Here is a 20,882-nt window from a genome sequence, read left to right as displayed (position 1 = left end):
TGAATTGGGCAGCGTTTGCGGTATTGGGTTGCAGCGTTTTCATCGGATTTCCTTCCTCTTTTCCAGAAGGGCCGAACCTGTCGCAGAGGCGATTGTTCCGCCAGCTGTCTAACGTTACTCCGGCTTTCCGTAAGCACTGCGCAATTCAGTTTTCGCCAGCTCCAATATTCGTTTGCGCTCTTTCGGCAGCTTTGTGCCAGCGCGATTGATATAAAACGTCAACATCGACATCGCCGATTGGAATGGAGTGGTTTTGCGCTTTCGACTGTGATCGGCGGAACGTTTCAGGGAAAGCGCGATCTTCTTCGGATCATTATCTTCGAAAATATGCGGTTCCAGTGTCAGCGCATCGCTATGCTCGGTCACTTCTGCAGACCACTTTTTGGACTTGGTCATGCGTGCTCCTCGATGATTTTAAGGGAACTGTTTGCCCTCAAAACCTATTACCATGGCAGATGTTCCAGCTTTTTTAGTCCGCGATCAGATCAATGGCTGCCGCAAACGCTTATAAATCCCGTTCTCAAGTATCATTGGAGGAGATTGTTCATGGCAGATCATGATGCTGCAACCCGCAAAGACAAATTGCGAACCGGAATCCCCTTCTGGATAAAAACTCCGAATTCCACGGTGCAAGCGGACCGGCATCTTCCCGATCAGTCTTTTGACGTTATCGTCATCGGCGCAGGCATCTCCGGGGCTTTGATGGCGGAAGCACTGACCCGCAGTGGAAAAAGCGTGTTGATCGTTGACCGCAGGCCTCCTGTACGCGGATCAACCTCGGCGTCCACATCGATGATCCAGCATGAAATCGACATACCTCTCACGCAACTGCGCAGGAAAATCGGCGCCGCACCAGCCAATGCGGCCTGGATTCGGTCAGCACAAGCTGTGCAGGACTTGATCGATTTGTCCGCCCGGCTTGAGATCAACTGCCAAATGCATCGCAAGTCAGCGCTCTATCTCGCAGGCAACGAGATGAGCGCACAAGCATTGGCCAAGGAGGCGGCGGCGCGTAACGAGATCGGCATCAAAGCCGACTATCTCAACCGCGCAGCTCTGACTGCGCGCTTCGGACTGGATCGTCCCGCCGCGATTTTGTCGGATGTTTCCGCATCTGCCAATCCAGCACAGCTGACCGCCGGGCTTCTGCACAAGGCGCTGACGCGCAATGCCCATATTGTTTCTCCTGTCGAGATCACCGATATGGCTGAGTTGCCGTCCGGCGTGGCTCTGGCAACCCGCAAGGGCGAAGTTCTGGTTGCGGAACATGCCGTGTTTTGCACCGGTTATGAATATCTCCCCCAGATGGAAACCAGATGGCACAGCATCACATCGACCTGGGCAATCGCTTCGAAGCCTTTGCTTGATGTGCCCCATTGGATGCGCAACATGCTCGTCTGGGAAGCTGCGGATCCCTATCTTTATTTGAGAACTGATGCATTTGGGCGCATCATCGCCGGGGGTGAAGACGAGCAGGCGCAAGAAAGCAACCACGATCCAAAGAAGCTGGCATATAAAGCGGCCATCATCGCGAAAAAGCTGAAAGACCTCACCGGAATTGCGATCGATAAGCCAGACTATATATGGTCTTCGCCATTCGGAATTACGCAAGATGGCTTGCCGATCATCGACCGTGTACCGGGATATGAACGCATATTCGCAGCCATGGGTTTCGGTGGCAACGGAATTACCTTTGCCATGATCGCATCGCAAAACATCACAGCCGCGATAACCGGCAAGCCGGTTCCTGATGGTGAACTTTTCCAATATCGCTGACGCGCGGACCTACAAAGGTATATCATAACGGAAGTGGGGAACCGAGCATTGTCAAATTAAAGGCAGGCGAGACCGTTGAGTGGGCAAATAACGACCCGATGGCTCCTACCGTTGCAGTTCAAGGTGGATGGGAAATCATGATACCACCCGGGAAACGGGCGAGTAGGGTCATCACGGACAAAGCCAACATTGATTACTATTGCCGGTTTCATCCCAATATGAAGGGGCGAATTGAAGTCGTGTAGCTAAAACCCGCTTGTGCCAGTCCCTTTGATATCGTTGAGTCTGTTTAAATATAACGAGGGTGAACACAGTGCTGGAAACAGGCTGCGTTTACCCAAAAACTGTCCCGTATAGAGGTTATTCTCGGCTTTCCTGCCCGCCGATTTGCGGACGGCGATTTTACCGTAACGTACTTCCCGTTCCGAATTTCATCATGCAGCCTCGGGTGACCGACCATAATCCCAGTGTTTGAACGCTCCCTGCATTTAGCGATGAAGTCAAGCAGCCTATGTTCTGGACAATTGGTTTTTTAAACCGCCGCTCCAATAGTTCAACTTTCAACATCTGGCAAAAAGCCAAGCGCAATGAATCAAAGTGAAATGCGCCGGGTAATACCGGCGCACCTGTCTCTTAGCTGCGAATAAAGGCGAGCAAATCGGCGTTAACCACATCTGCATTGACCGTTAGCATTCCATGCGAGAAACCCGGATAGATGATCAACTTGCTGTTTTGCAGTAGCTTGTCTTGCATAAGCGCGGCAGTTTTATAGGGAACGACTTGGTCATCATCGCCCTGAAGCACAAGCGTTGGAACTGTAATCGCTTTCAAGTCCGCAGTCTGATCAGTTTCCGAGAAGGCTTTTATGCCCTCATAATGCGCCTTGGCACTGCCCATCATGCCCTGCCGCCACCAGTTATCTATCACGCCTTGTGAAGGCTCCGCTCCCGGGCGGTTAAAGCCATAGAAAGGGCCGGCGGGCACGTCGATGAAAAACTGAGCGCGATTGGCGGCGAGAGCGGCGCGAAAGCCATCGAACACCTCGATCGGAGTACCCTCAGGATTATTCTCTGTCTTCACCATCAGTGGTGGAACAGAGCTGACCAGCACGGCTTTGGCGACACGACCTTGTGGCTGGCCATGTTGCGCGACATAACGAGCAACCTCGCCGCCGCCGGTTGAGTGGCCTATATGAATGGCATTGCGAAGATCGAGATGCTCCGCGACGGCCGAAGCATCGGCGGCGTAGTGATCCATATCGTGTCCTTCACTGACCTGGCTCGACCGGCCATGGCCACGACGATCGTGAGCAACAACGCGGAAGCCTTCCTTTAGGAAGAATAGCATCTGATTATCCCAATCGTCGGCGCTTAATGGCCAACCATGGTGGAAATGAATCGGCTGCGCATCCTTCGGGCCCCAATCCTTATAAAAAATCTCTGTTCCATCCTTGGCTTTAACAAAAGTCACAGCAATTCTCCTTTGTTGTCGGGGATGATAAAGACGCATGCTATTCAGTTTTATGCACTGCACCGCAATTCAAACGTCAACCACCAACAAGTCGCGGATGAATAGAGCTCAATGATTGTGTTGGTGCCAGTTAGTGCGTACGCTACCCGCCCGACGGCGAACCGTCAGCGAAACTCTCAAGCCGATTTGAACCAATTATCTGTGACGCAAGCTCAGTTTGAGCTTTCATGCTTTGGTCCTCCGGTCAGGTGTATACCTTTGATATAGAGCGGACAGATGCAGCATTCCCTTATTTAAGCTACACCACATAAATTGAAATTGGCAAGAGAGACATTAATTAATTGCAAAACTAACACACCAACGAAGGCTTCCGTCTTCATCACGCAGTAATTCAAATATATTTTATAGATTCCAACAAAATATATTTAAAATATAATATTTGATGAATAAATATTACACTTACTTCTATTTCCAGAAAAGCAAATATATCGGAATATGTATGTCTGGAGCAGACGCGGCAGAAAAATCCGCACTCAATGCGAACTTACGACGGAATTCACCCGAAACGGTCGATCACTTCACATATAAGTCGCGTGAACGCTTCAGATGGGCCAGCATTGCCGCCTCGGCGCCTTCAGCGTCATTTTCGGCCAAACGGTCTAGAATTTCGGTGTGCTCGGCAAGCGTGTATTTTTCCTTGCCGGTCCAGATCAGCATGTGTGTGTGGTATTCCTTCAGCCACGCCAGCATGGCTTCGCTGACCGCCACAAAGATCGGATTATCCAGAATCTTTGCTATGCGAATATGAAACTCCATATCCGCAGCGATGAACGCATCGGCATCACCCAATGACTGCCGTTGCCGTTCAATAATATCCCGCAATTCCGAAATATCGCGCGCAGTCACCTTTTGCGCCGCCTCACGTGCAACGCCGCGTTCAAAAAAGATACGCGCGCTCTTCAGATGCTCGAGCGTCTCCATCGACTGCGCGAGCATGATCTTCGCCGTGGGGTCCACCTGTTGAAATATCGACCTTGCGGTGAGCTTGAGAACCTTCGCGCGCTCTCCATGCGAAATGCTGACCAAACCCATTTTTGCAAGCGACTGCATTGCCTCGCGGATCGCCGGACGACCTACGCCGAAGCGTTCCATCAAAACCCGTTCGGATGGCATTTCATCGCCCGGCAGCAATTCACCCGACGTGATCATGGTTTCAAGCCGGTCAAAAACTTCGTCTGACAATTTACGGCGAACGATAGGTTCGATTGGCTGGGTCATGGCATCTCACTAGTCATGAGCTTTGTTCCCTTATGCATCTTCAACGGCGCAGATGAAAGCCGTTACCCACATCCATGTGCAGGGGCTCACAATTTTTCCTCTTGCACATATTGGAATACTCATTATACCAGTTTGCATTCAAACGCCATGCGCTTTTCGCTGGCACGAGTAAAACAGCGAGTGACGGCAATTCCGATGAACATCCGCTTGACCTATCGCATAGAAAGCACCGGCAACATTGAGAAGATGGCGGCCAAGATCGCCAGCGATCAATCCACCGGCACTTTTGTTGCTGTTCCCGGTGAAACGGAGGAATTGAAGGCCCGCGTCGCCGCCAAGGTGCTGGATATACGCCCTCTGGAAGACGCGCAGGTTCCAGCCTGGCCAGAACTGGAATGCGATCACGGCCCGATCAGGCGCGCCGATGTTGATATTGCTTTTCCGCTTGATGCGGTCGGCACCGATCTCGCCGCTCTTATGACCATCGCCATTGGCGGGGTCTATTCGATCAAGGGCATGACCGGCATTCGCATCGTCGATATGAAGCTGCCACAGGCATTCCGCGACGCCCATCCCGGCCCGCAATTCGGTATTGAGGGAAGCCGCAAGCTCGCCGGCGTTGAAAAGCGTCCGATCATTGGCACCATCGTCAAGCCCGCGCTTGGCCTGCGTCCCCATGAAACGGCGGAATTGGTGGGCGAGTTGATTGAATCCGGCGTGGATTTCATCAAGGACGATGAAAAACTGATGAGTCCTGCTTACTCCCCGCTGAAAGAACGCGTTGCGGCAATCATGCCGCGCATTCTCGATCACGAACAGAAGACCGGCAAGAAGGTCATGTATGCCTTCGGCATCTCGCATGCCGATCCCGACGAGATGATGCGCAATCATGACATGGTGCTCGAAGCGGGTGGCAATTGCGCCGTGGTCAATATCAACTCCATCGGCTTCGGCGGCATGAGTTTCCTGCGCAAGCGCTCGGGTCTTGTCCTGCATGCGCATCGCAACGGCTGGGACGTTCTGACCCGCAATCCGGGCGCCGGCATGGATTTCCGCGTCTATCAGCAGTTCTGGCGCCTGCTCGGCGTCGATCAGTTTCAGATCAACGGCATTCGCGTGAAATATTGGGAGCCGGACGAAAGCTTCGTCTCGTCGTTCAAGGCGATCAGCACACCGCTATTCGATCCTACCGATTGCCCGCTGCCGGTTGCAGGCTCCGGTCAATGGGGCGGGCAGGCGCCGGAAACCTATGCCCGCACGGGCCGCACCACGGACCTCCTCTATTTGTGCGGCGGCGGCATCGTCAGCCATCCCGGCGGACCCGCAGCAGGGGTTCGCGCCGTGCAACAGGCATGGGAAGCCGCAGTGGCCGACATCCCGCTTGAGGTTTACGCAAAAGACCACCCCGAACTCGCGGCCTCGCTGGCGAAATTCGGCAATGGAGGCGAAGGATGACCAGCCTCGCTCCGCTGCTTTCCTATTACGGAGATGATCTGACCGGTTCCACGGATGTGATGGAAGCGCTCAGTTCGAATGGCATCGAAACTGTCTTGTTCATGAACAAGCCGGATGACGCTCTTCTATCGCGCTTTGGACATTGCCGGGCCATTGGTCTTGCAGGCACCAGCCGCAGCGAAACCCCGGATTGGATGGATGCGCATCTGACCCCCGCCTTCGCCTGGCTGCGTAGCCTCAATGCCGCAATTTGCCACTACAAGGTCTGTTCCACTTTCGATTCCGCGCCGCATGTCGGCAATATCGGCAAGGCGATCGAGATCGGCAAATCGGTCTTCCAGCAGGCTTATGTTCCGCTGATCGTCGGCGCGCCGCAACTCAAGCGCTACACATCCTTCGGCAATCTCTTTGCCGCCTATCAGGGTGAAACCTACCGCATCGACCGCCATCCAGTGATGAGCCGTCACCCTGTGACGCCTATGCATGAAGCCGATCTGCGGCTGCATCTGGCCAAACAAACGACATTGAAAGCCGAATTGGTTGATAGCGCAGCGCTGGCCGCATCTGAAGCGGATAAGCGTATCGACGCGATCACGCAAAAGGCGACCGGCATGGTGCTGTTCGATGTGGATAGCACCGAAAGCCAGTTGCGCGCAGGTGAACAACTCTGGCGTTTACGTGCCCGCCAAGGCTGGTTTGTCGCCGGTTCGTCCGGCATTGAATACGCCCTGTTATCCGCGTGGCGGGAGGCGGGCCTGATCGGCGCTCGGAAAGATTTTCCCCTGCCGGGCAAAGTGGATCGTATCGCCGTGGTGTCGGGCAGCGTTTCGCCGACAACGGAAAGACAAATCCGCACCGCAACCGCAGCCGGTTTTGACGGCATCAATCTCGATCCGCTCGAACTCCTTGGCGAAAATGCTGCGCAGGCGATGGAAACCGCCGTCGCACATGCGCAAAAAACCTTGCAGGCTGGCAGAAGCGTCATTCTCAACACGGCGCTCGGCCCCTCTGCTGATCGCGGTCGCGAAATCGACCGTATCGCCGGGAGCCGCCATCGACTGGCGCACATTCTGGGCTCGATCCTGCGCAGTCTGGTTGAGCGCGAAAAACTGCCGCGCGCCGTAATAGCTGGTGGCGACACGTCCAGTCACGCCCTGCGCGAGCTGCATGTCGATGCGCTGACCACGCTGCTGCCGCTTCCGCAAACACCCGGCTCGCCGCTTTGCACGGCGCATGGTGGCGATACTGCGACCCATGGCCTGCAAATCGCACTGAAAGGCGGACAGGTCGGCGCTGACAATTATTTCAGCCAAATACGCGACGGTTTACCCAACTGAAATCTGGAATACTCATTGACTGGTTATACCAGTTAAGTTACCAAAGACACCGGAGGAAAATTCAACCATGACAGCAATCGCTTTGTTCGGCGCAGGCGGCAAGATGGGTTACCGTCTGGCCAAGAACTTGAAGGGCTCGCGCTTCGACGTCCGCCATATTGAAGTCAGCGATGCAGGCAAGGCGCGTCTGAAGAACGATCTGGGCATCGACACAGTCGATGCCGATCAGGCCTTGCAGGCGCCGAGGTTGTCATTCTGGCCGTGCCGGACACCCTCATCGGAAAAGTGGCCGCAGGCATTATCGACAAGCTGAAGCCCGGCACCATGGTGATCGCGCTTGACGCGGCAGCTCCCTTCGCAGGTCATCTGCCCGAACGCGCCGATCTGACCTATTTCGTCACCCACCCATGCCATCCGCCGATCTTCAACGACGAGACCGACATGCAGGCAAAGAAGGATCATTTCGGTGGTCTTTTCGCCAAGCAGCATATCGTTTCGGCGCTCATGCAGGGGCCGGAAACGGATTACGCGCTGGGCGAAGAAATCGCAAAGGTGATCTGGGCCCCCGTCATGCGCTCGCATCGCGTCACGGTCGAACAAATGGCGATGCTGGAGCCGGGTCTTTCGGAAACCGTCTGCGCCTCACTTCTCGTCGTCATGCGCCAGGCAATGGACGAATGCGTGCGGCGTGGCGTACCGGAAGAAGCGGCCCGCGACTTCCTGCTCGGCCATATGAATGTTCTGGGCGCGGTCATCTTCAAGGAAGTCGACGGCGTATTCTCGGATGCCTGCAACAAGGCAATCGAGTTCGGCATACCCGCGCTGATGCGCGACGACTGGAAAAACGTGTTTGAACCGCAGGAGATCGCCGAAAGCATTCGCCGTATCACCTGATAATCAACGGGAGGGTCAAGCGCCCTCCTTCACTGCCCTGCTGGGAACAGGGCTGAACACACTGGGAGGAAATTATGGAATTCACACGCAGGAAACTGACGCGCGGTATCGCGCTGGCCATCGTCGCTGGTGCGCTGTCGGCAGGCACAGTCATGCCAGCCTGGGCGGCGGACCTCATCGCGATCATTACACCCTCGCACGATAACCCGTTCTTCAAGGCCGAAGCCGTGGGCGCAGAGGCAAAAGCCAAGGAACTTGGCTATGAAACGCTGATCCTCGTTCACGACGACGACGCAAACAAGCAATCTCAGCTCGTCGATACGGCAATCGGGCGTGGCGCCAAGGCGATTATTCTGGACAATGCCGGTTCCGAAGCGTCTATCGCTGCCGTGCAGAAGGCGAAAGATGCAGGCATTCCATCCTTCCTGATCGACCGTGAAATCAATGCGACCGGCATTGCCGTCTCGCAGATTGTGTCCAACAACTATCAGGGCGCCCAGCTCGGCGCGGAAGAATTCGTCAAGCTGATGGGCGAAAAAGGCAATTACGTGGAATTGCTTGGCCGCGAAGCCGATCTCAATGCGGGCATCCGCTCCAAGGGCTATCACGACGTTATCGACGACTATCCAGATATGAAGATGGTCGCACAGCAGTCGGCCAACTGGAGCCAGCCGGAAGCCTTCACCAAAATGCAGAGCATTCTGCAGGCCAATCCGGACATCAAAGGCGTGATTTCAGGCAACGATACGATGGCGATGGGCGCTTGGGCGGCTCTCGAAGCTGCCGGTCGTAAGGACGTGATCGTCGTCGGCTTCGACGGCTCCAACGATGTACGCGATTCCATCAAGGCTGGCGGCATCAAGGCCACCGTCCTGCAGCCAGCTTACGCGCAGGCGCAAACCGCTGTCGTTCAGGCTGACGAATTCATCAAGTCGGGCAAAAAGCCTGCTGAAGAGAAGCAGTTGATGGATTGCGTTCTGATCAACGGCGACAACGCGGAAAAGCTCGAAACCTTCGCTTTGAAGGATTGAGCCCCGGAAAGTTGAGAGCCGGGAGCCGTAATGCTCCCGGCATATTCCCCATACCGAGGATATCTTCATGTCAGTGCTGAAGTCAGCGTCCCTTGTTGTGCTGGCCTGTGGTGTTGCGCTTTCGGGCTGCAAGATCATCAAGACGCCAACAGCTGAGGAAGCCGCAGCTGCCCGCGGTGACAATTTCAACCCGGACCGCTCGGTTGCCGACATCTGGGATTCCAAGGTCAAACCGTTCTTCGCGGAAAAGACCGTGACGCTTGATGAAGTCATGACGGCAGCCAATACCGACGCTGACGCGGCGGGAAACAAATTCGGCCACCGCGAAAAGCAGGGCAACGCGCCTTGGACCTTTGCAACCAGGCTGGAAGGTACGGTTGTTGGCGCCGAGACCAAATCGCGGGCTGCCTATGTCGATGTGGACAGCAATGGCGATGGCAAGGCGGATGCGCGTGTTCAGATCGGGCCAACCGTTCGCGGAACGGCCATTCGCGACAGCTTGAGCTTTGTGAACTTCAATGAATTCCGCAACCAGATCGAATGGGCGCAGTTCGGGAAATCGTTCAATACCCGCGTCAACGACGAAGTTTTGTCGAAGCTGCCACGCGAAAATCTGGTCGGCATGAAAGTAAAGGCCAGTGGCGCCTTCGCCATGCCATCCAAGGGCCAGTTACCGCTTTTCACGCCCGTATCCATTGCGCTGGAGAAGTGAGCCATGGAAACGGAGCAGCCAATCAAAAACGATATCGTCCTCAAGCTTGAAGACGTATCGAAAGTCTATTCGGGGATCGTCGCCGTCAAACGCGCCAATCTCGAATTGCGACGCGGATCGGTCAATGTGCTGGTGGGCGAGAACGGCGCTGGCAAATCCACATTGATGAAAATCATCGCCGGTGTTGAGCGTCCGACCATGGGCAAGATCATTCTCGACGGTGAACCGGTTGTTTTCGACAGTCCTGCCGATGCGCAAAAGTGCGGCATCGCGATGATCTTTCAGGAACTCAATCTGTTCGCCAATATGTCCGTGGCCGAGAATATTTTCGCCACCCGTGAGATCATGCGCGGAGTACGCGGCATCGATCACAAGGCGCAGGTCCAAAAGGCCAACGAATATCTCAGGCGTCTGGATGCTGGCATCGATGCCAATATGCTGGTTTCCGATCTTCCCATCGGCCAGCAGCAATTGGTGGAAATCGCCAAAGCCATTTCGCTCGATGCGCGCATCGTTATCATGGACGAACCGACATCCGCGCTCTCAGCCGCCGAGGTCGATATTCTCTTCAAGGTCATCGCCGAGTTGAAAAGTCAGGGCGTCGCTATCGTCTATATTTCGCATCGTCTGGAAGAACTGATGCGCATTGGCGATTACATCACTGTGCTGCGCGATGGCAAGATCACCGGCCAGGAAGAAGTCAGGAACATCGATACGCAATGGATCGTGCGTTCCATGATCGGCTCCGATGCCAAGGATTTTGCCAAATCGGTGAACCACACGATAGGCGAAGAGCGGTTCCGCGCCGAAAACATCACCCTGCCCCGCGCCACAGGCGGCCTTGCCGTCGATAATGTGTCCTTGTCGGTCCACGCCGGTGAAGTTCTGGGAATATACGGCCTTATGGGTGCGGGCCGTTCCGAGTTTTTTGAATGCGTCATGGGTCAGCACCGCCATTCGACCGGCCAGATTTTCATAGACGGCCAGAAAGTGACCGAGCGCGATACGACACGCCGCATAAGGCGTGGACTTGCGCTTATTCCCGAAGACCGTCAGCGAGAGGGTCTGGTGCAGGTTCTGTCGATTGCCAGCAACCTGACGATGGCCAGTCTCGACCGGCTTGCGAAACTGTTCCACATCGCGCCGAAGCTTGAGAAGGAAGCCGTCAGGCAGGCGATCAAGGATCTCGCCATCAAAGCCCCGAACCCGGATTTCGAAGTGACTTCGATGTCGGGTGGCAACCAGCAGAAGGTTGTGATCGGCAAAGCGCTGATGACCAATCCGAAAGTTCTTTTGATGGACGAGCCATCACGCGGCATCGACGTTGGCGCAAAGGCGGATGTTTTCCGCACCATGCGCCGCCTCGCTGGCGAAGGACTGGCCATCCTGTTTTCAACCTCCGATCTGGAAGAAGTCATGGCCTTATCCGACCGCATCGCCGTGCTCAGCAATGGCAAGCTGATTGCCATCTTTGACCGCGAGCATGCGACGGAAGCCGATATCATAGCGGCCTCGGCCAAGGGCCACGGCCATAACCACGATCTGCAAACCAAGGAACTCGCGTCATGACAGCCAAAACCGCCACGGCAGCCACTGACCCAACCTTTTCGAGCGGATCGGCCTTGCTGACGCTGATGAAGCTGCGGACATTCATTGCGCTTTTTGCAGTTTTCATCTTTTTCTCCTTCGCCGCACCGAACTTCCTTTCGACAGCCAATCTCATTTTGATGTCGAAACACGTGGCGCTGAACGCCTTTCTCGCCATGGGCATGACTTTTGTCATCATCACGGGCGGGATCGACTTGTCTGTCGGTTCGATTGTCGGCCTGTGCGGCATGGTCGCTGGTGGTCTTTTGATCTACGGCATCGATCTGGGGATCGGTTATACGATCTATTTCAATGTGATCGAGATATCGCTCATCACACTGGCTGTGGGTGTCGCGGTCGGCTTCATCAACGGGCTCCTGATTACCAGACTCAACGTGGCGCCATTCATCGCAACACTTGGAACCCTATATGTCGCGCGCGGCCTTGCTCTGTTGTCGTCTGACGGCCAGACCTTCCCGAACCTCGTCGGGCGAGAAGATCTCGGCACCACCGGCTTCGGCTTTCTCGGCGCGGGCAGCATCCTCGGCTTGCCGGTTTCCATCTGGCTTCTGATCGTCGTTGCATTGGGCGCAGCCTATGTCGCCCGGTACACGCCGTTGGGACGACAGATTTTCGCGGTGGGTGGCAATGAGCGCGCAGCGCGCATGTCCGGTATCCGCGTCGACCGCGTAAAAATGTTCGTCTACATGTTTTCGGGCTTTTGCGCCGCCATTGCCGGACTTATCATTTCGTCTGAACTGATGGCTTCGCACCCGGCAACTGGAAACTCCTTCGAACTCAATGCTATCGCGGCGGCCGTTCTGGGTGGAACCTCCATGTCGGGCGGGCGCGGTACCATCGGTGGAACGATTATCGGCGCTTTCGTGATCGGGATTCTTTCTGATGGTCTGGTCATGATGGGGGTATCGTCCTTCTGGCAGATGGTCATCAAGGGCCTCGTCATCATCATCGCCGTGGTTGTAGACCAGGCACAGCGCCGCCTTCAGCAGCGCGTCACGCTCATGCAAATGGCAAAGGCAGGATAATGGCAGAATTCAAGGGCGCGCTCATCGGCTGCGGCTTCTTCGCAATCAATCAGATGCATGCCTGGAACGATGTTTCCGGTGCAAAAATCGTGGCGATCTGCGACCGCGACCCCGAGCGACTGAAGATCGTTGGCGATCAGTTCGGGATCGAACGTCGCTATACCGATGCCGAGGCGCTGTTTGCCGATGGAAATATCGATTTTGTCGATATAGCCACGACAGTTGGAAGCCATCGCATGCTGGTTGAAATGGCCGCTGCTCATAAAGTACCCGCCATCTGCCAAAAGCCTTTTGCCAAGAACCTCGATGACGCCAAGGCCATGGTGAGAACGTGCCAAGATGCCGGTATTCCCTTGATGGTTCACGAGAATTTCCGCTGGCAGACACCGATACAGGCGGTGCGAAAAGCACTCGATAGTGGTGCGATAGGCGATCCCTTCTGGGGGCGTTTTTCCTTCCGGTCGGGCTACGATGTCTTCTCGGGCCAGCCTTATCTTGCGAAAGGCGAGCGCTTCATCATCGAAGACCTTGGCATCCACACGCTCGATATTGCACGCTTTATTCTCGGTGATGTAGCAAGCCTCGTCGCACGGACCAAACGCGTGAACCCGAAGATTAAGGGCGAGGACGTCGCGACCATTTTGCTCGACCATGAAAATGGCGCCACATCCGTCGTCGATGTCAGCTATGCTACCAGACTTCAGGTCGACCCCTTCCCGGAAACCCTCATCGAACTGGATGGCACGGCAGGCTCAATGCGGCTTCATCAGGGATACCGTCTGGAAGTCATCAATGCTGGAGGTACAACCGTTTCGGACGTTTCACCCAAACTGCTGTCCTGGGCATCGCGTCCCTGGCACAATATTCAGGAGAGCGTCTTCGCGATCCAGCAACACTGGATCGACAAACTTGCCTCCGGCGCGGAAACGTCAACGTCGGGTGCCGATAATCTCAAAACCTTCGCGCTGGTGGATGCAGCTTATGACAGTGCGGCCAGCGGCAACCGCGTCGATGTGAAGGCTATGCTGGGATGAGCAGCGTCGATCCGTTTCTGCTTTATGGCACAGAAGAAACCGCTGCCCGGCCACTGCACCTGCAAGCTGGGCGTCTCGCAGTCGATCTGAGCGATGGTAATTTGCGCACTATCACCTATGATGGTGTCGAGGTGCTGCGCGCGGTGTCTTATCTCATACGCGACCGCGACTGGGGGACATATGCCCCTTCTATCCGCGACCTGACCGTAGAGAGAAACGCAGCTGGTTTTACTGTCGCCTATCAGGCCTATGTCAACGGTCCCAGCGATAGCGAGCTAATGGTTGCTGTGACCATATCGGCGAATACTGGTGGCACACTAACATTCGACGCTGTGGCTACAACGACAACCGGCTTCGAAACCAACCGCTGCGGCTTTTGTATTCTGCATCCGATTGTCGGGCTTGCCGGTTCGCCGGTTACGGTGGAACATGTCGATGGAACGCATGTACAGACCCATCTGCCCGATCTCATCGAGCCGTGGCAACCATTTAAGGATATGCGCGCCATCACCCATGAAGCCCTTCCGGGTGTGTTGGCCGAATGCCGTATGGAAGACGATGTCTTCGAGATGGAGGATCAGCGCAACTGGTCCGATGCCTCCTATAAAACCTATGTGCGCCCTCTCGCGCTGCCTTGGCCCTATCGGATTGAAGCCAACGAACCAATCAATCAGCGGGTCGTATTGACCATCCACGATAAGCGGTCGAGTGCATCCACTGCCGTCACTTCAAACACCGAACCAGTGTTCATTACGCCTGACGACGCGCGCGGCATCATGCCAAGTATCGGCATCATCATCACGCCGGAAGAAGCCAAGGCGAGCCTTGCTTCGTCCGGCCTGCTAAGCGAAATCTCTCCGCAGGATTTGCTGTTCCATTACGATCCACATGCCGGACATGACGCAACAGCATTTGCAGACTTTGCTGCTCTTGCCGCTGGATATAAGGGGCGCACATCGCTGGAGATCGCACTTCCCTGTGAAGGGTCACTCATCGACGAAACCACCCAGATTGCGACGCAAATGAAAGCAGCAGGCTTTGCGCCCGACGCTATCATTGTCTCACCGTCAATAGATCGCCAGTCCACGCCGCCCGGCAGCGCTTGGCCGCCTTGCCCACCACTGGAAGAAGTCTATAACGCCGCGCGCACCGCTTTTCCGGATGCTAACCTCGGCGGCGGTATGCTGAGCTATTTCACGGAATTGAACCGCAAGCGCGTGCCGGGCGCCCTGATCGATTTTGTGACGCATTGCACCAATCCAATCGTGCATGCCGCCGACGACCTGAGCGTCATGCAAACACTGGAGGCGCTGCCCTTCATTACGCGTTCGGTACGCGCCATTTATGGCGACAAACGCTATCGCATCGGCCCATCGACCATTCCCATGCGCCAGAATCCCTATGGCAGCAGGACGATGGACAACCCAAACAGCAAACGTATCGCCATGGCCAATCGCGATCCGCGCCATAACGGTAAATTCGCGGAAGCATTTGCCTTTGCCTATGCAGCGCGGGTGCTAGATGCAAATCTCGACTGTCTGACGCTATCAGCATTGACCGGTCCCTTCGGGCTGGTTGCGCATGAAAACGAACCAACGCCTGCGAGACAAACACGCCCGATTTTCAACAGCGTGAAAGCCTTGTCCGCGCTGGCCGGAAAAGAATGGCGCGCCTATCGTTCTACTTGCCCGAGCCATGTTCTAGCGTTTGCAGTGGAGAGTGGACTTTGGCTCGTGAATGTCACGCCAGAAGAGCAGAGTGTCAGCATAGAAGGTAAGAGGGCGTTTTCGCTCGAACCCTATAGAGTTCTATCAATACCGCTTTAAGCCAAAGCGCGGAAAGCAGCGGATACGCGACATCCTCCCGGTCGCGTATCTCTGGAAAGGTTCAGCGCCGCTTTGCGGGCCTCTCCGCCAAAATGACATTGTGACGCTTGGCGAGTTCTGCGGTCACCGCTTCAATTTCCTCAGCCTTGCGCGCTTCGTCCCAACCCAGTTCCAGCGCCAGAATATCCGCAATCGCAGCCAGATTATCGGCGGTCAGCGCGCCGTCAATGGCAAGCGTTGTGCGACGCAGCACGACATCAGCCAAATGAACCACCAGTTCGTTGCGAGCGATCCAGGCAATCTCGGTGCGGCTCACCGTATCCGTTTCGGGCAAATAGGTGACACCGACTTTGGCTTCGTCCCTGATGATGGAGCCCGCTGTCGTGCCGTAACGCTTGAGCAATAGCTCGACACGCGCAGCTTCAAGGCCCGTTGTACTTGCCTGTTTTGCGACCCACGCACGGCGCGCATTGTCATCCAGCGGGTAATCCTTACCGCCGCCGATTGCGAGATTGCGCGTCGAGCGGAGGCGCGTGCGTTGCAACCGTTGCAAGACCGTGTCCGCAACCTCTTCGGCAAACCCCCGGAACGTCGTCCATTTGCCCCCTACCAGCGAGATGATTGCGAATGGACGCGCCGGATCGGGCTCAATCACCGGCGCCGAGTGATCGCGACTGATCAACCCCGGTTCTGAGGCATTGGACGCAGGCAGCGGGCGGATGCCGCTATAGGTGTAGACAATCTGATTGCGGTCGAACTGCAATTTCGGCAGCAGTGAACGCAGGCTTTCAATGAAATAATCCGTTTCATCGTCCTCGCAGCGCACATTGTCCGGATCGTCGGAAGGAATGTCGGTCGAACCGACCAGCGCAAGACCATGATAGTCGTAAACAAGGCAGATACGACCGTCATCGGCCTCGAAATAAATCATCCTTCCAGCAAGGCTTTTCACCAGTTCGGGATGGTCGATCAGAATATGCGACCCCTTAGTGCCGCCGATCATCTTAGTGGGTTTACCAAGCGCAGAATTCACCCGGTCAATCCACGGGCCAGCAGCGTTGATCACAAGCTTCGGCCTCATTGAGAACGCCGCGCCGTCTGGCCCCTCAAAGCTAATTGCACCGTCAACGGCATTGACCAAGGCGGTGAAATTCGCAGCTGCACTTTTTGAATTGGCCTGAAGTCCGTCACTGACCAGTTCATAGACCAGCCGCTCGGGTCGGCTGACCTTGGCGTCATGATAGATACCGCCTGCAACAATCGCAGGCGTTATGTACGGCATTTCCTGCGTTGCGGTCTTCTTCAGGAGAAAACGGTGGTGCGGCATAACGCGCTCACGCGCACCGAAATAATCATAGAGGCCAAGGCCGATCTTGATCAGCACGGCACCGCGACTGCGCGGCGCAGTCGTGGAACCGAACAATGTGCGCAAGGCCGCGGTGATCCCTTTGGTCCACGAGAACACAGGAATAAACGTCGGCAGCGGCTCAACATTATGCGGCGCGTTTTTCAAAAGCAGATTTCGTTCCAGCGTGGATTGCGCAACCAGACCGAATTCCCCGGTTTCCAGATATTTCAAACCACCATGGATCAGCCGCGACGGTGCGGCACTGGTGCCCGATCCAAAATCGCCTTTGTCGACGATAAGGCAATTCACGCCTTGTTCGCACAAATCCCGGTACAGCCCCGCACCGTTGATGCCCGCGCCAAGAATAAGGACGTCAACACCATCCGCTTCCAGTTGGGCGATGCGGGTCTTCATTTCGGCAGGGCCTACGAAACTGTTCATTTCACCGTCTTTACATCTGTTGTCTGCGCAATCGCGCAACATGCGTTCGTTCTGTCGTCAATCCGAAAGAGCTTCAATTTTCGGCCATAATGGCCCAAGCGCCGAGGCAATTTCCTTGAACAGTGCGAAGCGTTTTTCATATTGCGCGCTGCGCTCCGCATCTGGAGTATAAGTGCAACCGATGGCATCGAGATCGCGCGGATCGCTATAAACGTCAGCAAAAACACCCGCACCTTTGCCCGCGCAAAGCGCTGCGCCCCAAGCTGCTGCCTCATCCGTCTCAGTGACGGTCACCGGCATCCCAAGCACATTGGCAAACATTTGCGCAAAGGCCGGGCTGCGCGATACACCGCCCGTCAACCGCGCAGCGGAGATGGCGAACCCTTCCTTGAGATGATCGACATGGATGCGGTGATTAAAGGCAATCCCTTCCCATACGGCGCGCAGCATATCACCGCGTTCCTGCCAGCCGCGCAGACCAAAAAAAGCGCCGCTTGCCAGTGGCGCCATAAGGCGAACCAAAAAGATAAGGATGGAACAATGCTGTTGAGGGCTTTGCCAGTGCAGCATCTATTTCCGGGCGCAACATGTCGTGGATCGAGCGACCTGTCTCTTCCGATAGATGCCGCTCGGATGGGCAGAGCTTATCGAGAAACCAGTCGTAATTCGCCGTTGACGCTGGCGAGATCGACATGTTGTTCCATTCCCCCGGCGCGATACCGTTGCGGCAAAACCAGTTCGGATTCACATGCGGTTCGGAGGATAGTGTCTCGTTGATCGAATAGGTTCCCGCGACCACCGCCACAGTGCCCATCTTCAGCCCGCCGACGCCAAGCGCCGATGCCGTAACATCATGCAGACCACCAACAACCGGCGTACCGGCAACAAGACCGGTGCGCGCCGCGCAAGCCGCAGAAACGCCACCCACGATCTCGTCCGAACGCGACATGGGTGGCAACGCGTTCCAAAGGGCTTCCAGTCCGAACAATGCAAGCGCGTCGCGTGAATAATCCTGTCTCTGCACATCCGTGAAGGAGGTGGACGCTTCAGTCCGATCCGTTCCGACCTCGCCGGTCAGGCAGAACCGGAGCCAGTCCTTGCAGGCGATGACATGTGCGATACGACTGAAGCGCTCAGGCTCGTTTTCTTTCACCCAGGCGAGAATGGCCGAAGGTGCGGAAGCATGCGGCAATTGTCCGGTAATGGCGATGGACTGTTCTGCGACGGCACCGTTCACCCAGTTTTCCGCAATATCGACAGCGCGGCTATCCAGCGACAGAATGCCCGCGCCGAGCGGGCGGTGTTCACTGTCGAGCATATAAATACCGTCGCCATGAGCAGTGGTGGCAATGGCCAGAATATCGGAAGCAGGCCTGCCGCTCGTGGCAATCGCTTCGGCAATCGCGTCCGCGGTGGCATTCCAGAATTCGTCCATGTCACGCTCGACGTGACGGGGATGCGGAAACGACTGGGCGACACGGCGGCGCGCGACTGACAGCGTCCTGCCGTCAATGTCGAACAATACGGCTTTCGTGACGGTCAGTCCGCTATCGATTCCCAACAGGCAGGGCATGGATCGTATTCCTGGTATGTAAATGCAGGCTCGGCAAAACGCGTTCGCCGCGATTTTGTTATTCTTTCTGACCGCCCGAACGGGCGATGACGACATTTATTTCCTGGGACTGCATATGTTCGATATGCGCCTCGGGCGTGTTTTCATCGACGATAACCACATCGAAATCACTCAGGGCGCCGAAATTATGCAAAGCGCGCCGTTCGAATTTTGTGTGGTCGGCCAGAAGCACACTTTTCGCCGCGCATTCGCGCATCGCTCTTTTGGTTTCAACCATTTCTGTCGATTGATGAAACAACAGATCGTCGGTGATTGCGGCGATCGAGATGAACGCCACATCGGCACGCAGGCGACGGATTTCATGGATCGTCATGCCGCCGACAAAGGCGTTGCACCAGTTGTAAAGCTGCCCACCCAGACCGATCAGCGTGATGTCCTGCATATCGCGAACTTCGTTCATCAGGATCAGCGAATTGGTAATAACGGTCAAAGGCGTCTTGGCCTGAAGATGCGGCACCATTTGCAGAACGGTGGTCGAGTCATCCAGAAAGATGGCTTGCCCCGGTTCGACAAATTGCATCGCGGCTTCCGCGATCAGTTTCTTTTCTTCCGACTGTCGCGACACCCGGTAAAGATCGCTTGCTTCGATCAGGCTGGTAGGTGCTGCGGAAACGACCCCACGCGTCTTGCGAAAAAGTCCCCGGCTGACAAGTTCATCGACATCACGATGCGCCGTCATCAGGCTGATGCCGAAACGCTCCGTCAAATCTTCGATCCGCATCGACCCCTCGGCCATCACAGTCTCGGCAATCTGCTGGCGGCGCACCAGCTGACGCGCATGCCGACTGTCGTTCGGCACTTGATCTGTCATCAGATTGTCAATGCTTGCCTTGTTGCTCACCGTCATGCCTGCCATCCGTTCCCAGCCATTATTTCGTTGTCACTGACAGGTTCTGGCGGACTACGCCAGACAAAAAGGGGAACGATATCCAGAGCGCCGGTTAGAGCCGGCGCTCCGGTCTATGCTCTTACTGCTCGAGAACGAACGGAGCCGTATATTTGTCGACATTATCCTTGGTGATCAGGAAGCAATCGAAAAGCTGCTTTTCCTGCTCAACACCGGTCTTGCCGGTCTTGATGAAGCTGTCAGCCTGCTTGACGGCAGCTTCCGAGAAAATGGCAACCGGCTGCAGCACGGTGTACTGAAGCTCACCGGCCTTGATCGCAGCGACCGCATCCGGCGAACCGTCGAAACCGCCAACCTTGACCTGTTCCAGCTTGCCAGCCTTCTTCAGAGCAGCGATTGCACCAAGAGCCATTTCGTCGTTACCGGAGATGACACCGATAATGTCGGGATTGGCCTGCAACAGGGCCTGCATCTTGTCGTGGCCCTGGGTGCGGTTCCAGTTGGCAACATCTTTACCGGCCTTCACCAGATCCGGATACTGCGACAGGACCGTTTCGTAACCATTCGAGCGGGTTGCCGCATTGTTGTCCGATGGTGCACCGAACAATTCGACATATTTGCCCTTGTCGCCAACGCTTTCAACCCACTGGGTTGCGCCGATTGCAGCGCCCTGCGCGTTGTTGGAAACGAGCTGTGCCTTGGCAAGACCTTCCTGATTGATTTCGGCGTTGACGAGGAACACCGGAATGCCTGCTGCGACAGCGCGCTTGACCGCCCCAACCGAGCCGTCAGCATTGGCCGGATCAAGAATGATCGCAACCGACTTGTTGGTGATCGCAGTGTCGATCAGGTTGCTTTCGGTGTTGGTGTCGCCCTTGTGACCGCCAACGACAGCCGAATAGCCCAGGCCTTCAGCCGTCTTCTTGGCGATTTCACCTTCGGTGTACCAGTATGGGTTCGAAGGGTCGTTGACGATGATCGTCATCAGACCTTCAGCCCAGGCAGCGCTGGCGATAAGCGGCAGTGCCGCTGCAGCAGCGAACAGAACGCGCATACCCTTCTTAAACATGTCTCACTCCCGTAACATTATTGTTTGTGTTGTGCCGGTTGCCCGGCGGGTATCATTTCCATTGGGCGAGGCTTTTGAGGTTGATCGCCGTCTTGGAA

At 55.7% G+C, this 20,882-nt stretch carries 15 protein-coding genes and 2 pseudogenes; 10 read left to right on the top strand and 7 right to left on the bottom strand.

From position 1 onward, the window contains the following. Positions 1-114 precede the first annotated feature (114 nt). Complete coding sequence (locus tag QLQ11_RS23650; RefSeq protein ID WP_121538943.1) at positions 115-396, bottom strand: DUF3175 domain-containing protein; 282 nt, start codon at positions 394-396, stop codon at positions 115-117. 150 nt (positions 397-546) lie between these two features. On the opposite strand from QLQ11_RS23650, the gene QLQ11_RS23645 reads away from it, so the two are divergent. Next, positions 547-1,776 carry an FAD-binding oxidoreductase gene (locus tag QLQ11_RS23645; RefSeq protein WP_121538944.1) on the top strand — a complete coding sequence of 410 codons (1,230 nt, stop codon included), beginning with the start codon at positions 547-549 and terminating at the stop codon, positions 1,774-1,776. A gap of 633 nt (positions 1,777-2,409) precedes the next feature. Here the strand turns inward: QLQ11_RS23645 and QLQ11_RS23640 are convergent. Both QLQ11_RS23640 and QLQ11_RS23635 read right to left on the bottom strand, forming a co-directional pair. Then, positions 2,410-3,285 (bottom strand): alpha/beta fold hydrolase, encoded by an 876-nt coding sequence (locus QLQ11_RS23640; protein ID WP_209445994.1) that lies wholly within the window; start codon positions 3,283-3,285, stop codon positions 2,410-2,412. A gap of 534 nt (positions 3,286-3,819) precedes the next feature. Next, positions 3,820-4,524 carry a transcriptional regulator NanR gene (locus QLQ11_RS23635; RefSeq protein ID WP_121538946.1) on the bottom strand — a complete coding sequence of 235 codons (705 nt, stop codon included), beginning with the start codon at positions 4,522-4,524 and terminating at the stop codon, positions 3,820-3,822. Positions 4,525-4,719: 195 nt separating this feature from the next. On the opposite strand from QLQ11_RS23635, the gene oiaX reads away from it, so the two are divergent. The 9 genes and pseudogenes from oiaX to QLQ11_RS23590 all read left to right on the top strand — a co-directional run bounded on the left by oiaX (position 4,720) and on the right by QLQ11_RS23590 (position 15,446). After that, on the top strand, positions 4,720-5,979 hold the full coding sequence (gene oiaX, locus QLQ11_RS23630) for a 3-oxo-isoapionate-4-phosphate decarboxylase OiaX (protein ID WP_121538947.1): 1,260 nt from the start codon (positions 4,720-4,722) through the stop codon (positions 5,977-5,979). Then, a complete protein-coding gene (locus QLQ11_RS23625) occupies positions 5,976-7,316 on the top strand; it encodes a four-carbon acid sugar kinase family protein (RefSeq protein ID WP_121538948.1) in 1,341 nt (446 codons plus the stop codon). Before oiaX ends, QLQ11_RS23625 begins: the two co-directional genes overlap by 4 nt. Before the next feature lie 67 nt (positions 7,317-7,383). Beyond that, a pseudogene (locus tag QLQ11_RS23620) lies at positions 7,384-8,210 on the top strand (phosphogluconate dehydrogenase C-terminal domain-containing protein). A gap of 74 nt (positions 8,211-8,284) precedes the next feature. Next, the gene (locus QLQ11_RS23615; RefSeq protein ID WP_109365880.1) at positions 8,285-9,241 is read left to right on the top strand and encodes a D-ribose ABC transporter substrate-binding protein; all 957 of its coding nucleotides are present in this window, start codon (positions 8,285-8,287) and stop codon (positions 9,239-9,241) included. Positions 9,242-9,308: 67 nt separating this feature from the next. Further along, positions 9,309-9,953, top strand: a complete 645-nt coding sequence (locus tag QLQ11_RS23610) for a DUF2291 family protein (RefSeq protein ID WP_283735312.1) — start codon at positions 9,309-9,311, stop codon at positions 9,951-9,953. A gap of 3 nt (positions 9,954-9,956) precedes the next feature. After that, a complete protein-coding gene (locus QLQ11_RS23605) occupies positions 9,957-11,522 on the top strand; it encodes a sugar ABC transporter ATP-binding protein (RefSeq protein ID WP_121538950.1) in 1,566 nt (521 codons plus the stop codon). Further along, complete coding sequence (locus QLQ11_RS23600; RefSeq protein ID WP_109365877.1) at positions 11,519-12,586, top strand: ABC transporter permease; 1,068 nt, start codon at positions 11,519-11,521, stop codon at positions 12,584-12,586. Before QLQ11_RS23605 ends, QLQ11_RS23600 begins: the two co-directional genes overlap by 4 nt. Beyond that, the gene (locus QLQ11_RS23595) at positions 12,586-13,620 is read left to right on the top strand and encodes a Gfo/Idh/MocA family protein (protein WP_283735313.1); all 1,035 of its coding nucleotides are present in this window, start codon (positions 12,586-12,588) and stop codon (positions 13,618-13,620) included. The genes QLQ11_RS23600 and QLQ11_RS23595 overlap by 1 nt, the downstream gene beginning before the upstream one ends. After that, positions 13,617-15,446 carry a hypothetical protein gene (locus QLQ11_RS23590; RefSeq protein ID WP_121538952.1) on the top strand — a complete coding sequence of 610 codons (1,830 nt, stop codon included), beginning with the start codon at positions 13,617-13,619 and terminating at the stop codon, positions 15,444-15,446. Before QLQ11_RS23595 ends, QLQ11_RS23590 begins: the two co-directional genes overlap by 4 nt. A 61-nt stretch (positions 15,447-15,507) precedes the next feature. Here QLQ11_RS23590 and QLQ11_RS23585 read toward each other — a convergent pair whose 3' ends face one another. From QLQ11_RS23585 to QLQ11_RS23570, 4 genes and pseudogenes are all read right to left on the bottom strand, one after another. Continuing rightward, positions 15,508-17,235, bottom strand: coding sequence for a glycerol-3-phosphate dehydrogenase/oxidase (locus QLQ11_RS23585; protein WP_371836034.1), 1,728 nt, complete (start codon positions 17,233-17,235; stop codon positions 15,508-15,510). 57 nt (positions 17,236-17,292) lie between these two features. Next, a pseudogene (locus tag QLQ11_RS23580) lies at positions 17,293-18,808 on the bottom strand (FGGY-family carbohydrate kinase). 58 nt (positions 18,809-18,866) lie between these two features. After that, entirely contained in the window at positions 18,867-19,715 is an 849-nt protein-coding gene (locus QLQ11_RS23575; protein ID WP_121538992.1) for a DeoR/GlpR family DNA-binding transcription regulator, read from the bottom strand. Positions 19,716-19,836: 121 nt separating this feature from the next. Beyond that, positions 19,837-20,784 (bottom strand): D-ribose ABC transporter substrate-binding protein, encoded by a 948-nt coding sequence (locus QLQ11_RS23570; RefSeq protein ID WP_121538955.1) that lies wholly within the window; start codon positions 20,782-20,784, stop codon positions 19,837-19,839. Positions 20,785-20,882 lie beyond the last annotated feature (98 nt).

The sequence above is a fragment of the Ochrobactrum sp. SSR genome (genome assembly GCF_030067775.1).
Classification (GTDB): Bacteria; Pseudomonadota; Alphaproteobacteria; order Rhizobiales; family Rhizobiaceae; genus Brucella; species Brucella teleogrylli.
This window is presented reverse-complemented; position numbering and strand designations above follow the sequence as displayed.

What these genes read in the sequence shown, in the direction of transcription:
- QLQ11_RS23615 (WP_109365880.1), top strand. Translation starts at nt 8,285, where the DNA reads ATGGAATTCACACGCAGGAAACTGACGCGCGGTATCGCGCTGGCCATC.
- QLQ11_RS23600 (WP_109365877.1), top strand. Translation starts at nt 11,519, where the DNA reads ATGACAGCCAAAACCGCCACGGCAGCCACTGACCCAACCTTTTCGAGC.
- QLQ11_RS23570 (WP_121538955.1), bottom strand. Translation starts at nt 20,784, where the DNA reads ATGTTTAAGAAGGGTATGCGCGTTCTGTTCGCTGCTGCAGCGGCACTG.
- QLQ11_RS23590 (WP_121538952.1), top strand. Translation starts at nt 13,617, where the DNA reads ATGAGCAGCGTCGATCCGTTTCTGCTTTATGGCACAGAAGAAACCGCT.
- QLQ11_RS23610 (WP_283735312.1), top strand. Translation starts at nt 9,309, where the DNA reads ATGTCAGTGCTGAAGTCAGCGTCCCTTGTTGTGCTGGCCTGTGGTGTT.
- QLQ11_RS23595 (WP_283735313.1), top strand. Translation starts at nt 12,586, where the DNA reads ATGGCAGAATTCAAGGGCGCGCTCATCGGCTGCGGCTTCTTCGCAATC.
- QLQ11_RS23640 (WP_209445994.1), bottom strand. Translation starts at nt 3,285, where the DNA reads ATGCGTCTTTATCATCCCCGACAACAAAGGAGAATTGCTGTGACTTTT.
- QLQ11_RS23585 (WP_371836034.1), bottom strand. Translation starts at nt 17,235, where the DNA reads ATGAACAGTTTCGTAGGCCCTGCCGAAATGAAGACCCGCATCGCCCAA.
- QLQ11_RS23575 (WP_121538992.1), bottom strand. Translation starts at nt 19,715, where the DNA reads ATGACGGTGAGCAACAAGGCAAGCATTGACAATCTGATGACAGATCAA.
- QLQ11_RS23635 (WP_121538946.1), bottom strand. Translation starts at nt 4,524, where the DNA reads ATGACCCAGCCAATCGAACCTATCGTTCGCCGTAAATTGTCAGACGAA.
- oiaX (WP_121538947.1), top strand. Translation starts at nt 4,720, where the DNA reads ATGAACATCCGCTTGACCTATCGCATAGAAAGCACCGGCAACATTGAG.
- QLQ11_RS23625 (WP_121538948.1), top strand. Translation starts at nt 5,976, where the DNA reads ATGACCAGCCTCGCTCCGCTGCTTTCCTATTACGGAGATGATCTGACC.
- QLQ11_RS23650 (WP_121538943.1), bottom strand. Translation starts at nt 396, where the DNA reads ATGACCAAGTCCAAAAAGTGGTCTGCAGAAGTGACCGAGCATAGCGAT.
- QLQ11_RS23645 (WP_121538944.1), top strand. Translation starts at nt 547, where the DNA reads ATGGCAGATCATGATGCTGCAACCCGCAAAGACAAATTGCGAACCGGA.
- QLQ11_RS23605 (WP_121538950.1), top strand. Translation starts at nt 9,957, where the DNA reads ATGGAAACGGAGCAGCCAATCAAAAACGATATCGTCCTCAAGCTTGAA.